Here is a 13497-nt window from a genome sequence, read left to right on the forward strand (position 1 = left end):
AAGAGTTTGTCGTTATATCAGGGAGACAAACCGCAAACTAATTCACAATTCAGGCGTCGATCCAGAGCACTGGAATTAATTTGATACGCGCATTCGTGGCAAAGAGAACGTGCCCCTTTTGCGATTTTTGTGCTGGTCCCATACGCAGAGAGAGGGACCAAGGCATCAGCGCATTTTGAAGACCGGGGTCTCAGTCCAGATCTGGGTCATTGCCACCACAGACTCAAATCACTTGACAGCCCAACCTGCAAATCACGCGAATGGCAAGCCACGTCAAACCAGATCAGGAATGTGGCCGTTTCCAGTGGATGAGATGAAACAGATCTGACTCAAGAGTGATATTCACAACGCATTGATTGAACATACAAATGCATCACTGAGCCATGCATTCAGCAGTATTGAGTAGATGACTGAGCTGATTGTTGAGCTGCCAACCACTTCTGCCATCGCAACCGGTCCCACTTCCCTGCAGAGGTGCATTCCAGTTCCTGACAATGAATCCAAGACAGAGGGCGTTCCGGTGCTGGCCAGTCGGACACCAACCGGCGCAAGCGGTCGAGACCGTCCGACGGCAATTCAACGGACGTCCAACGAACAAGTGCAACCAGTCGTTCTCCCCATTCACGATTTTGCAAACCAAGCAACAGCACCGCATCTAGCGGTAGCCCTTGCCTGCGGGCCTCTGTGAGCAGCCTCTGCTCCAGCTGCGAAGGAAACACCGTGACCCCACCTGAATGGATGGCGTCATCGATGCGTCCCAGAAGATGCAGCTGGGGATCAGCCGGCGAACCCTCAAGTTCCGCCAGATCAGCTGAATGCCACCATCCATTGACATCCGACAGCGCACAGAGGCCTCCAGTGCCATCAAGCCTGGCCACAGCCAGCCGGTCGCAGTGCACCGCCAGAGCTCCCTGATGATTCAGTCGCAGACGCACACCATCAAGAGGTCGACCACAACCACCCGTCCCCGCCAGAAAATCAAGCGGAGCCTGGGCTGTCACCATCGCGGCTGTCTCGGTCGCGCCGTAACAGGGGGCAAGCCTGATGCCCAGGTCACGGGATTGATCGGCCAGATCGGTTGGCAAGGCTGCACCACCAACCCAGATCACGGCCATCTCACCCAACCAGGAGCGACCACAGGGATCAGCCAGCAGTCGCCGCAGCTGGGTGGGCACCAGCGACAGCACCATCTGACGCTGGTGCCAGTGTGGGTGGCGACGGCTGTGTTGAAGGAGCAGCGCAGGCTGTTTGATCAGAGCGGGCTGGATCCAGGCATGGTCTGCACCCCACTGACGGGCACGCCACCAGGGCATCAGGCCACTCACATGCTGAAAAGGCAGCGGGTTCCAGACCAGTGTTGAGGCGGGCTTCAGGCCGATCGCCTCAAGCCATGAAGCAGAGGCCTCGGCAGAACGGTCCAGATTCGACAAGGGATGCAGACAGAGCTGGCGAGCGCCGCTGCTGCCACCTGTTGACAGCACCAGCCCGGATCCAGGAGGCCAGTGCTGGCCATCTGGATCCATGTCTTGCCGCTCCGGCTGAACGCCGGAAGGGAGCAGACGCACCCAACTGCCATCGGCAAGATTCGCCTCGAGAGCCGCAGCTGCCTGATCAGGCTGAGCAGGATCGCAGTGGAGAACCCTCAAGCTGCCCATCAACCCCCAAGCTCAGCGGCAACCCACACCTGCTCAGGATCAGAGCTGAACAAGCGACCTTGAGGGCACCAACCGGGAGCGAGGCCAGGAGCCGCCGGAGTGGGGCCTCGTTGCTGAAGCCCTGCCATCAACGCCAACCAGCGAAAACCGATACCGGTTTCGAAAACGGTGCTGAACATCAGCCGCGGCCGACCTTCCTGCAATTGATGCAAAAGGAGTCTCGGATCTCCCTCCAGCAGCGGTCGCCGCACCTGCCATCCCCTCCACTGCTCCCGCAGAGCCGGTTGCTTGAGCAGCGACTCATCCAAGGCGACAGGCACACGCTGCCCCAGATCCTCAAGACCTTGCAGATCGTCGACTGCCAGCGGCTGCTCCAGCCAGTCCAAACGGGGATCACCCGCAAGGACTCCAGCCCATCGATCCGCCTCAGTCCGATCCCAGCCGGCATTGGCATCCAGACGCAGACGAGCCTCGGGCGGCAGCCGGTCCAGAAGACAGGACAACAATGACCATTCCTGATCGAAGTCCGCCGCTGCCACCTTCCACTTCACTGTGATGGGCTCACCCACCGGATGAGTCGCCAGCAGTTGGTCCAACATCGGCAGCATGGAAGGACCAGCTGGCAGCAAGCATGCCGAGCTCGGGGCAGGAAGCCAGGCCTGAACATCACCATCCAGCTCCGCCAGCGAAGCACCGAGCCCAAAGCCGACTTCAGCAGGCAGCGTCGGCAGCAGAGCTTCAAGCTGATCTCGATGGAACTCCACTCCTCCAGGGTTCTCCCATCGCGTAATGACCCGTGCACAGGCTGGTCGGTGTTGTGGATCAAGCGGAGCCACCTCCCCCCAGCCCACCCGACCGGAGATTGAACAGCTCAGACGCAACAGCCAGCCCTCACGCCTTTGCCAGACACCTGAAGCAGTCTGCAGCGGACGTGTCAGGGAAAAGGCATAGGAGCGGATCGCCAGTTGCAGCGTCATCGACTCAACCAGGCAGCAGAACAGGTGAGCCGAACCACGGACCCAGGCCCAGACCGATACTCAGTCCGAGGCCATTCAGCGCCTGGAATCGCAGAGCGAGAAATTTGCTGCCGGTGATGCGTTCAGGCTCGTGATGATGCGCGCGAAGCAAGCGGATCAAAGAGGAGGCCGCAGGCAGCCCCAAGGCTCCCAGAAGAGCGCTGAGTGGCCAGTCGCCATGCAGCACAGGCGCCCATTCCAGAGCGAGGGTGCCTGCAACGAACCACGGCACCAGGGACGCTGCCCGCGCACTGCCCAGGCGCACAACGGGAGATCGCTTGCCGTGCTCCGCATCCTGTTCGACCTGATGAAAATGCGAACAGAACAACACCAGCGTTGTCGCAAGAGCGGGACCGGAGCCGAGCACAAGAGCCGCTTGCCAGGGCACGTCATCCGTTGGAGGGGCGATGACCAACAACGCAGCTGCAGTGGCGAAAGGACCAAATGCGAGCCAACACAAGGGTTCACCCAACCCCTGGTATCCCAGACGAAAGGGAGGTCCCTGGTAGAGATACCCCAGACCACAGCTCACCAGCACCAGCAGCAGCACAGCAAGACTGCTTCTGAGCGCAATCCACAGGATCAGCATCAGGCCCATCAGCAAGGCAAGCGTGGCCAGCTGCTGAACAGGGCGTGGCCGACCGACCAACGTCACGACCGAATGGGGCTTGCCCTGATCATCGACGCCGGTCTCGGCATCAAAGAGGTCGTTGCTGAGGTTCTCCCAGATCAGCAGCAGCACCGCTGCCAGCAGAAAAACGAAGCCCTGGAGCCAGCGCACGGGGGAGCCTGAACCCAGGCGCCATCCAGCGGCAAGCAGGACTGGCATGACCGCAACGGAATACATCGGCCATTTGATCGCTGCCTTCCAGAGACGCCGGCGATCATCGCCGCGGGAGTGAAGGGTTGCAACAGCCTGTTGATCTGGCATGGACTGGACTCGTGGAGATCTCTTCAGGACTCATACATTTGAGCAGTAACTCTCCGTCCTGCCGTCAAGATGTCGGCCGCGCCCCCAAACAGTTCAACTGAACTGCGCTTCAGTGACCTGCTGGAACGTGCCATGCGCGTGTGGGATCAGCGCAAGGCGGACGACGGTGTTTTTGGCCTGGCGATACCACTGCGGGGCCTTGATCCACTGCTGCAGCTCGCTGATCTCGAGGATGCCGACCCGTTCCGTTTCCTCTGGGATGGAGCACCAGGTCTTTGCCTTGCCGCCGCCGGCCGCTGCCATCACCTGGAGCTGTCAGGTCCCCGTCGATTCGAACTGGCTCAGCGTTTCAGTGACATCACGCTCGGACGCATCCTGGAGGGCACGCCTGAAGCACCGGCCCAGGCACGCTCACGCATCCTGCTGGCTTTCTCCTTCTTCGAGCAGAGCGGAGAACTCCAGCCCCAGGGCAGCATGCCCTCGGTTCAGGCCGTCCTGCCTCGCTGGCAACTCAGTCGTCATGGACGGCACGGCTGGCTGCGTCTGCACGGCATCGCCCAGGAGGCGAGTGATGTGCGCTCACTCGTTGAGTCGCTCTGGCTGATGGCCGAGAAACTGCAGTCCTGGAGGAGCTGGCCAGGCCAGACCTCAGGCAATCTGAGCGGCAGGATCACACCCGGCGACTGGGAACGGCGCTACACCTCGGCGCTTCAGCGCGGCCTGGAACTGGTGAATGGTGGTGAGCTGCACAAGCTGGTTCTGGCAGTGCGCCACTCGGTGAGCCTCACCTCACCTCTGGACCCTTTGTTGCTGTTGAAACGTCTGCGCCACCAGCAGGCAGGCAGCTGCCGGTTCCTCTGGCAGCGCAACCGGCAGGACAGCTTCTTCGGCGCCTCGCCCGAGCGCCTGCTCAGCTTGCGCAACGGCCAGCTGCGTTGCGATGCGCTCGCCGGGACAGCTGGTCGCAACGACCACGCCACCTCGCTGCTCAACTCCGACAAAGACCGGCGTGAGCATGAACTGGTGGTGCAGGCAATCACCGAACATCTCAGCGCGCAGGGGCTCAAGCCACGACGGCCGCGCAGTCCTCAGCTTGCCAGACACGGCCAACTGATCCATCTTCATACCCCTATCACCACGCCGGCTCCTGGCCAGTCGCCTCTTGCTCTGGCTGGCGTGCTTCATCCCACTCCTGCGGTGGCAGGCCTGCCCAGACGTGAAGCGATGAGCTGGTTGCGCAGCCTGGAGCCATTCGATCGCGATGGCTATGCCGCACCCATCGGCTGGATCGACAGTGCAGGAGATGCGGAACTGCGTGTCGCCATCCGCTGCGGGCATGCCCGAGGCGCGCAGCTCGATCTGACTGCAGGCGCCGGGCTGGTGCGCGGTTCGGTGGCCGAACGTGAGCTCCAGGAAGTGGGGCTCAAGCTCACCGTCCTCGCCGATCAGCTGGATCTGGTGTCAGGGGGTCGCTGAGGAGCGCATTCGCCACTCCAGGGAAGACTGCTCGAGAGATGACCCGAAGGGCTCAGCTCGACCACCGACATGCTGACTGAGGAATGCTTCGACCAGCGCATACATCGCAAGAGCATTGCTGGGATTCGCCAGACCGTGACCTTCATCGGGAAAAACAACGAAGTCAATCGGCAGCTGTCGCTCCGCCATCGCCGCTGCAATGGTTTCGCTTTCCGTCAGCTTGACGCGAGGATCGTTGGCACCGTGGCCCAGCAGCAGCGGACGCTCAATCCGATCAACGTGCTGGATCGGGGAAATGGCATCAAGATCAACTTTGCCCACACCGATCATGCGCTCAAGAATCGTTCTGCCCGACTCCCAGTAAGGCGGGATTGACTCCAGGAGCGTGCGCAGATTGGAAGGGCCAACCTCAGCGATGGCCGCAGCGAAGAGATCAGGATCGCGGGTGAGGCCGGCGAGCGCCGCATAGCCGCCATAGGACGCGCCCATGATCACCAGACGATCAGGATCTGCAATGCGCTCATCCACTGCCCAGCGCACGGCATCGACCAGGTCGTCCTGCATGCGTGCGTACCACTCGCCCTCCCCGGCGAGAAGATGGTCCTTGCCGAGCCCGGTCGATCCCCTGTAGTTGACACTCAGGACGTGGTAACCGCGATTCGCCAGCAGCTGATGAATCGGATTGAATCCCCAGTAATCCCTGGCCTGTGGACCTCCGTGAACCAGTAACACCAGTGGTTGCGGTCCTGTGTGGGCGCTGATCGGGGTTCTGGTCAGATAGGCGGGCAGTCGACGTCCATCCCTGGCCTTGAGATCAAGGCTTTCCATGGGCACAAGGTCGTAGGCATCCAGCCGCGGCTGCACTGAAAACAGCTTGCGAATCTCATCCAGCTCGCGGTCCCAGAGCCAGTACTGGGGTCCCTGTTGATCGGAGCCGATGGCGATCAACCAACGACGGTTGTCGAGATCACGATCGACAACACTGAACTCGTTGGAGCCGGCCAGTTGCTCAAGCCTGTCGATGTCCGCTTGAACGGACGCGTCCAGCACCACTCTGCGGGAACGGAGATCAACCTCCTTGAGCACCAGCGGAACACCGGTGTCGAGATCACTGAGATCCACAGCGAAAGCACCGGCTGACGACCGATGCAACACCTCTGGAGTGCAGTCGGTGCCGCAGGACTCGAGCTGCTCACGACTCCAGCGCACCAGTCTGGGGAGGTCTTCACCTGTACTGAGCTGTCCGTAGAGCCAGCGACCGTCACGCGTGAACCCACTGGGCCCGGAATCGCTGATGGTGTCCTCAAAGCCAAGCTGAAGGAACTGCCGCCAGCTGGTGTCACCCGGCAGCCGCAGCTCGAAGCTGCTGCCACCATCGGGAAGGATGTTGGAACGCAGAACAGGGTGCCAAGCACCATCTAACCAATCGACATTGACCTGACTGCCGTCATCGGTGGAGCGGTAGAGCAAGCTCCTGTCTCCGCTGTCCACGTTGATCACATAGAGATCGTGATAACGAGGATCACGGTCGTTGAGTCCCACCACGAGCTCGGAAGGTGCCTCTCGGTCCACACCGACCAGGAATGCCTTCACCTTGTTCTCAGGCGTCAAATCCCGCTTCTCGCCTGTGGCGGGGTCAATTCTGACCAAAACGGTGTTCTCATCACCATCGCCATCCCTGGACGAGATCAGATAGCGACCGTCGGCCGTCCAGAAGGCTGATCTCTGGGGACGGTCCCGCTGATCGGTGATCACACGAGCTGGAGCATCTCCATCCAGATCCTGAACCCAGAGATTGAGTACGCCCTGATCAGGAGCCAGATAGGAGATCCGACGGCCATCGGGACTGAGTGAAACGCCGATGATTTCCGGATTGCCGAACAACACCTGTCGTGGAATGAGCGGAGGTGAAGCACCGACCTCGGCCGAACGGCCCTCGCCGGTCAAACCTCCCATCAGACCAACCAGAACAGCGGCCCCCCAGCGCAAACCCCTTCTCAACAAAATCCGGATCGCTATTCAGACCACAATTGTGATCGATCAGAGCAGGTCATGGAGACGCGCGATCACCTGATCTGCCAGGGGCTGATTCATCAGTCGTTCCACTTCGCGGATGCCTGTTGGACTTGTGACGTTGATCTCGCTGAGCATGCCGCCGATCACATCAATGCCGACAAAAAACAAGCCTTCGGCCCTCAGTGCAGGTGCAAGGGCCGCGCAGATCTGGCGTTCCCGCTCACTGAGATCAGTTGCTTCAGCCTGACCGCCAACCGCCAGATTGCTGCGAAATTCTCCAGCGGCCGGCCGTCGATTGATAGCCCCCAGCGGCTCTCCATCCACCAACAGGATGCGCTTGTCACCCTCGCTCACGGAAGGAAGAAAGCACTGAGCCATCACAGGCAGTCGTTCCTGCTCTGTGACCAGCTCCAGCAGAGCCTTGAGGCCGGGTGCCTTGGAAGACACACGAATCACTCCGAGCCCTGCACGTCCTCCCAGAGGTTTGAGCACAATGTCGCAGTGCGCTTGAGCGAAGGACTTGAGCTCACTGACTCTCCCGGAGACAAGAGTGGGTGCCATCCAACGACTGAAACGCAGAGCACCGAGCTTCTCGTTCCAGGTGCGCAGAGAATCCGGACGGTTCAGGACACGAACACCCGCTCGCTCTGCCACATCAAGCAGATGTGTGGCGTAGAGATAGGCCTCGTCAACCGGAGGGTCCTTGCGCATCCAGATCACCTGGAAGGTGTTCAGCGGCAGCCGTTCTCGCTCGCCGGCGGTGATCCAGGGGTCAGGCTGAACCGGCATGGCCATCGCCAGAGGTTCGTCACCGAGCGCGATGAGATCAGCAGGTGTGCAAGCCCAGACCTCCAGCGCAGAGCGCGAGGCGGCCTGCATCAGTGCAGCGGTGGAATCCTTGGCGGGATTGATCCGATCCAGCGGATCCAGCACGAACAGGTGACGCATGATCAGCGATCGGGGCAGGGAACTCAGGAGAGCAGCGCGTCAAGCTCGCCGGCCCGCTCAAGAGCATGCAGATCGTCGCATCCACCGATGTGTCGATCGTCGATGAAGATCTGAGGAACGCTGCGACGGCCATCGCCTCGGGCTGCCATGGCGTCGCGGGCAGGTTCATCACCATCAACGGCAAACTCGGAGTAGGAGACGCCCTTGCGATCCAGGAGCTGCTTGGCTCTGATGCAGAAGGGGCAGGTGCGCCAGGTGTAGATCTCGACGCTCGGCATGGAGCCCTCATCACGGGACGTTGATCCTATGCATGCACTCAGTCTCCACTTGTTGAGCGTTCCCCTCAGTCGATCGGGGGGAGCGCCTCGGCACATGGGAGTTGGTTGTCGGGCAGGGAAGAGATTCCGCACTGATAAGGTCGCCAAATCCGTTCAACGCACTCCGTTGCTCGACCTCACCGACTTCAAGCGCGACCTCTCCGAGCTCACTGATCGCCTGGGCAATGCTCAGGACTGTCTTTGACGTTCCTGCACTGAACGCCAGACAACAGGATCTCGAACAGCTCGCCGCCCAGCCTGACTTCTGGGATGACCAGAAGAATGCTCAGAAGCAGATGCGTCGTCTCGATGAGGTGAAGGCTCAGCTGCAGCAGTTGGCGACCTGGCAGGGAGCTGTCTCCGATGCCCAGGCCACACTTGAGCTGTATGACCTGGAGCCCGACGACGACCTGCTCGCCGAGGCGCAGGGAGGGCTTGACCAACTGCGCAGGGACCTCGACCGTTGGGAGCTGGAGCGCCTGCTCAGCGGTGAGTACGACAAGGAAGGAGCCGTGCTCTCCATCAATGCCGGAGCCGGTGGCACGGATGCCCAGGACTGGGCTCAGATGCTGCTGCGCATGTACACCCGCTGGGCCGAGGACCATGACATGAAGGTCAGCGTCGATGAGCTCAGCGAAGGGGAAGAGGCAGGAATCAAGAGCGCCACGATCGAAATCGAAGGTCGCTACGCCTATGGATACCTTCGCAACGAGAAAGGCACCCATCGCCTTGTGCGGATTTCTCCCTTCAACGCCAACGACAAGCGCCAGACAAGTTTCGCCGGTATCGAGGTGATGCCGAAACTCGAGGAGGAAGTCGACATCGACATTCCCGAGAAGGACCTGGAGGTGACCACCAGCCGCTCCGGTGGAGCCGGCGGACAGAACGTCAACAAGGTGGAGACCGCCGTTCGCATCCTGCACATTCCCACCGGGCTGGCTGTGCGCTGCACCCAGGAGCGCTCCCAGCTCCAGAACAAGGAGAAGGCCATGGCCCTGCTCAAGGCCAAGCTGCTGGTGATCGCTCAGGAACAACGGGCTGCCGAGATCGCCGACATCCGAGGCGACATTGTGGAGGCGGCCTGGGGCAATCAGATCCGCAACTACGTGTTCCACCCTTATCAGATGGTCAAGGACCTGCGCACCCAGGAGGAAACCAACGATGTGCAGGGTGTGATGAACGGAGATCTCGATCCCTTCATTCAGGCGCTGCTGCGCCAGGGTGTGGACAGCCCCGGACAGGACGAGGACAGCTGACCATGAGCTCAAAGCCCGACGGCATCGAGACGCAGAAGGACAGTGCGGCGACCATGCCTCCGCCGAGTTTCGTTAAACAGGCCATGCGCAACATGGTCCGCAAGGGCAGCAAGAGCCTGTTCCATCTCGGACTGACGGCCGCAGGGTTCATCGGCTTCATCCTTGTGGTCGCGTGGCTGGGAAGACCGACACTGCCCCAGTGAGCCGCACAACGACATTCACCATTGACCTGGCCTTCACCCCTGCCGCGCAGGAGCTGATCCAGTGCGCGGAAGGAACGGATGCTCATCAGCGCCTCAGCCAGTGGGAGCCCTGGGAAGCAACCCTGCATCTCTGGCTGCATCACCTGATCAGCGCTTGTGGCGACTCCACTCCAAACCAGCTGATGGACTGCGAAGAAATTTCTCTCGGCCTGCAGTTTGTTGATGATGCCCAGATCACTGCTTTGAACGGACGCTGGAGAGACAAGCCGAGGGCCACCGATGTGTTGTCCTTTTCAGCACTGGAAGCGGAGATGCCCCCTGACAGCAGCACCAGCATTGAGCTTGGGGACATCGTCGTCTCGGTACCGACGGCTGAACGTCAGGCTCTGGAGCAGGAGCACAGTCTGGAACGGGAGCTCTGCTGGCTGGTGAGCCATGGCCTGCTGCACCTGCTGGGATGGGACCATCCCGATGATTCGAAGCTGGAAGCCATGTTGCAATGCCAGGAGCAACTGGTTGCCATGGCCGGTATCGTTCAATCCCAGGGTGAGATCAACTGTGAATCAGCAGATGAAATCACTCCGGAATCCTGACGATGGAGCTCCGTTGAGCGAGGAGATCAGCCAGCGCAGCACCCGCCGTGCCCACCGTGCTGCCCACAGAGGAGCCTGGAAAATCGCCGGCGACCTGCCATCCAGCTTCCGCTACGCAGCTCAGGGACTGGGGTATGGCTTTATCAGCCAACGCAACTTCCGCATCCAGCTGGGGGGAGGCAGCTTGGCATTCTTCCTGGGCCTTTGGCTGGGGTTGCCAGCGATCCAGTTGGCCGTTCTGGTGTTGACCGTGGCAGCCGTGCTGGTGCTTGAACTGCTCAATACAGCCATTGAATCAGTTGTCGATCTGGCCGTCGGGCGACGCTTCCACCCTCTGGCCAAGATCGCCAAGGACTGCGCAGCGGCCGCTGTGCTGGTGGCTTCCATCAGCTCGCTTGTAATCGCTCTGCTGCTGGTGCTCCCGCCCCTGCTCGTTCGTCTCGGCCTTTAGACGATGCTGCTTGTCATCGACAACTACGACAGCTTCACCTTCAACCTGGTGCAGTATTTCGGGGAGTTGGCCGCCCAGCATCCCCTTGCTCAGGACCTGCGCGTGGAACGCAACGACGCGCTCAGCCTTGCCGAGATCAGCGACCTAAGCCCAGACGCCATCCTGCTGTCTCCGGGCCCGGGAGATCCTGATCAGGCAGGGGTCTGCCTGGAAGTGCTGAAGGAGTTATCTCCGAACATTCCCACACTGGGGGTCTGCCTGGGCCATCAGGCGCTTGCACAGGCCTACGGAGGCAAGGTCGTGCGGGCTGCGCAACTGATGCATGGCAAAACCTCACCGGTGCTCCATCGAGGTGAAGGGGTCTTCGCTGGCCTGCCTCAGCCCCTCACCGCCACTCGCTATCACAGCCTGATCGCTGAACGCAGCAGCCTTCCTGCCTGCCTTGAAGTCACTGCTTGGCTTGAGGACGACACCGTGATGGGACTGCGTCACCGCGAACATCCCCATCTCCAGGGCGTGCAGTTCCATCCCGAGAGCGTGCTCACGGAAGCCGGTCACAACCTGCTGGCCAACTTCCTCAGGATGGCGGAAGGACGCATTCAGCACTGCTAGCTTCCTGAGCCAGCAGGCATCCCCGATGACAGTCTTCCTGAAACACCAGGGTCCTGGGCGGGCCATCACCTCCCTGGCCGCGTCCACCCTGCTGGCCGGAATCAGCAGCACATCTGTGCAGGCGGCAGGCGTTTCAATCACCAGTTACGGACACAGTGCCCTGCTGATTCGCGGCGGCGGCCAGTCGGTTCTGGTGAACCCTTTCCGGGCCGTGGGCTGCGCCACGGGACTCGCGGAACCCCGCGTCGGCGCCAGCGTGACTCTGGCCAGCTCCGAGCTGCCGGATGAAGGGGCACGAATCGGTGGTGGCACTTACCTGTCCAAGCCGGGGTCTTATCGCGTTGACGGCATGGACCTGGAGGGTTTTTCCGCTCCTCACGATCGAGTGGGCGGACGCCGCTTCGGTAACGCCACCATCTGGCGCTGGCAGCAGGGAGGGCTGAATTTCGCCCATCTCGGGGGTACGGCAGCGCCTCTGAGCGGCGATGACAGGGTGCTGCTGGGTCGCCCTGATGTCCTGATCATCGGCGTCGGGGGCGGAGGCAAGGTCTACAACGGTGAGGAAGCCGCTGAGGTGGTGAAACAACTGAATCCACGCCGGGTGATCCCCGTTCAATACGTCAATGGAGAGGCTCCAAGCGGCTGCGACCAGGGTGGCGTGCAGCCGTTTCTTGACGCCATGAGTGGCTCCCAGGTTCGGCAGGTCGGACCGACACTCTCCCTGCCGGGCAACCTCGGAGACAGCACAGTGATCGAGGTGATGCGCTGACGTCCGACTCAGCCGTCGAGCTGGCGGTAGCTCTCCCAGAACGTCTGCATCTGGGCGAGGGTGCCGATGCTGACACGCAGGGAGCCGTCGATCTGGGGCTTGCCGGCCATCGAACGCACCAGGATGCCGGCATCCCTCAGTTGCTGCTCCACCTGCTGGGCGGGGGAACGGGGCCATAGCAGGAGATAGTTGCCTCCATCGCAGTGGAAAACGGCACCGGATCGCGTCAGCTCCGTAACCAGATAGTCACGGGCACGTAACACCTCGGCCACATAGTCGTCGGTGTACGGCTGATCGGACAATGCAGCGAAGGCAGCAGTGACAGCCAGGCTGTTCACGTCGTAGGGACCGGTGACGCGGCTGACCCGATCGACCACTCCAGCCGAACCGATGGCAAATCCCATGCGCAGGCCGGCCAGACCGGCGGTCTTGGCGAGGGAGCGCAGCACCAGCAGGTTGGTGTGCACGGCAAAGTCCACATGCGGCAGCACACTGTCACCGGTGAAGGCTTCATAGAGCTCATCAACCACCACCAGCGTGTCGAGAGCGGAAGTTGCCAGCTGCAGCACGTTTTCAGCAGAAAGCCGAGTGCCGGTGGGGTTGTTGGGATTGCAGAGCATCAGGATCTTCGGCCCGCGCTGCAGAGACGTGCGCATCGCTTCCAGCGGAAAGCGAAAACCCGGCATGTCATGGGGCACCGCCTCGATGGCCATTCCCTGCATGCCCGCACACGGCGCGTAGTAGCCAAAGGTGGGGCTGGTGGTGAGCAGGGTGTCGCCCGATGCTCCGTAGGCATGGATCACGGCATGGATCGCGGCATCCACACCGTTGAAGAGTCCCACCTGTTCGACCGACAGAGGCTGGGCCAGCCCGGCCGGCGAAGACTGCAGGTTGGCGATCACGGCCTCACGCAACCCGTCGTATTCCGGATAGACCGCGATCTGGTCAGCAGGGAAGGAGCGAATCGCCTCTGTGACCGCTGGGCTGGGGCCAATGGTGTTCTCGTTGAAATCCAGCCGCAGCAAACCCCGGCGACCCTCCAGAGGCGCGCTGTAACCACGGAGGCGTTCCACATCCGGACGAGCTTCTGGCGAGGGAATCGGTTCAGACATGGCCATCAGCGATGAATCGAATCTCCTGGAGAGTGGTGCCGAGGCAGATCAGGTCCAGCTTGCCGTGCTCAGCGACTCGCTTCAGCCAATGGAGAAGCGAAGAACGTAACGGACATAGTGATTCGCAGCCTCCCGGAGAAGC

At 61.3% G+C, this 13497-nt stretch carries 15 protein-coding genes; 8 read left to right on the top strand and 7 right to left on the bottom strand.

Going from position 1 to position 13497, the window contains the following annotated elements; all coding sequences use genetic code 11:
• Positions 1-389 precede the first annotated feature (389 nt).
• The 3 genes from SIB73_RS11240 to menA are packed head-to-tail and all read right to left on the bottom strand — an operon-like array spanning position 390 to position 3602.
• Complete coding sequence (locus tag SIB73_RS11240) at positions 390-1655, bottom strand: AMP-binding protein (protein WP_413405068.1); 1266 nt, start codon at positions 1653-1655, stop codon at positions 390-392.
• A complete protein-coding gene (locus tag SIB73_RS11245; protein ID WP_413405066.1) occupies positions 1655-2632 on the bottom strand; it encodes an o-succinylbenzoate synthase in 978 nt (325 codons plus the stop codon). Before SIB73_RS11245 ends, SIB73_RS11240 begins: the two co-directional genes overlap by 1 nt.
• A 4-nt stretch (positions 2633-2636) precedes the next feature.
• On the bottom strand, positions 2637-3602 hold the full coding sequence (gene menA, locus SIB73_RS11250; protein WP_413405064.1) for a 2-carboxy-1,4-naphthoquinone phytyltransferase: 966 nt from the start codon (positions 3600-3602) through the stop codon (positions 2637-2639).
• Positions 3603-3671: 69 nt separating this feature from the next.
• Here menA and SIB73_RS11255 point away from each other — a divergent pair, with 69 nt between their 5' ends.
• Positions 3672-5078 carry an isochorismate synthase gene (locus SIB73_RS11255; protein ID WP_413405062.1) on the top strand — a complete coding sequence of 469 codons (1407 nt, stop codon included), beginning with the start codon at positions 3672-3674 and terminating at the stop codon, positions 5076-5078.
• On the opposite strand, the gene SIB73_RS11260 is transcribed toward SIB73_RS11255, so the two are convergent.
• The 3 genes from SIB73_RS11260 to grxC are packed head-to-tail and all read right to left on the bottom strand — an operon-like array spanning position 5064 to position 8320.
• A complete protein-coding gene (locus SIB73_RS11260; protein ID WP_413405060.1) occupies positions 5064-7079 on the bottom strand; it encodes a S9 family peptidase in 2016 nt (671 codons plus the stop codon). The genes SIB73_RS11255 and SIB73_RS11260 overlap by 15 nt on opposite strands.
• A gap of 39 nt (positions 7080-7118) precedes the next feature.
• Positions 7119-8042, bottom strand: coding sequence for a glutathione synthase (gene gshB / locus SIB73_RS11265; protein WP_413405058.1), 924 nt, complete (start codon positions 8040-8042; stop codon positions 7119-7121).
• A gap of 23 nt (positions 8043-8065) precedes the next feature.
• The gene (gene grxC, locus SIB73_RS11270; protein WP_413405057.1) at positions 8066-8320 is read right to left on the bottom strand and encodes a glutaredoxin 3; all 255 of its coding nucleotides are present in this window, start codon (positions 8318-8320) and stop codon (positions 8066-8068) included.
• 52 nt (positions 8321-8372) lie between these two features.
• On the opposite strand from grxC, the gene SIB73_RS11275 reads away from it, so the two are divergent.
• From SIB73_RS11275 to SIB73_RS11305, 7 genes are all read left to right on the top strand, one after another.
• Positions 8373-8564: a hypothetical protein gene (locus tag SIB73_RS11275; protein WP_413406588.1), complete on the top strand. Its 192-nt coding sequence runs from the start codon at positions 8373-8375 to the stop codon at positions 8562-8564.
• A protein-coding gene (gene prfB / locus SIB73_RS11280) for a peptide chain release factor 2 (protein WP_413406246.1) occupies positions 8487-9615 on the top strand; the annotation gives its coding sequence in 2 pieces (ribosomal slippage) (positions 8487-8561 and positions 8563-9615; 1128 coding nt in all). The genes SIB73_RS11275 and prfB overlap by 78 nt, the downstream gene beginning before the upstream one ends.
• A 53-nt stretch (positions 9616-9668) precedes the next feature.
• Complete coding sequence (locus SIB73_RS11285) at positions 9669-9818, top strand: DUF3285 domain-containing protein (RefSeq protein WP_413406244.1); 150 nt, start codon at positions 9669-9671, stop codon at positions 9816-9818.
• On the top strand, positions 9788-10411 hold the full coding sequence (gene ybeY, locus SIB73_RS11290) for an rRNA maturation RNase YbeY (protein WP_413439604.1): 624 nt from the start codon (positions 9788-9790) through the stop codon (positions 10409-10411). Before SIB73_RS11285 ends, ybeY begins: the two co-directional genes overlap by 31 nt.
• Positions 10389-10862 (top strand): diacylglycerol kinase family protein, encoded by a 474-nt coding sequence (locus tag SIB73_RS11295; RefSeq protein ID WP_413405053.1) that lies wholly within the window; start codon positions 10389-10391, stop codon positions 10860-10862. The genes ybeY and SIB73_RS11295 overlap by 23 nt, the downstream gene beginning before the upstream one ends.
• Before the next feature lie 3 nt (positions 10863-10865).
• Positions 10866-11474, top strand: a complete 609-nt coding sequence (locus SIB73_RS11300) for an anthranilate synthase component II (protein WP_413405051.1) — start codon at positions 10866-10868, stop codon at positions 11472-11474.
• Between the two features lie 25 nt (positions 11475-11499).
• Complete coding sequence (locus tag SIB73_RS11305; RefSeq protein WP_413405049.1) at positions 11500-12243, top strand: MBL fold metallo-hydrolase; 744 nt, start codon at positions 11500-11502, stop codon at positions 12241-12243.
• A gap of 8 nt (positions 12244-12251) precedes the next feature.
• On the opposite strand, the gene SIB73_RS11310 is transcribed toward SIB73_RS11305, so the two are convergent.
• Entirely contained in the window at positions 12252-13361 is a 1110-nt protein-coding gene (locus SIB73_RS11310; RefSeq protein WP_413405047.1) for a pyridoxal phosphate-dependent aminotransferase, read from the bottom strand.
• Between the last annotated feature and the right edge of the window lie 136 nt (positions 13362-13497).

This window comes from Synechococcus sp. MIT S9509 (assembly GCF_047303035.1).
In the GTDB taxonomy this organism is placed as follows: domain Bacteria; phylum Cyanobacteriota; class Cyanobacteriia; order PCC-6307; family Cyanobiaceae; genus Synechococcus_C.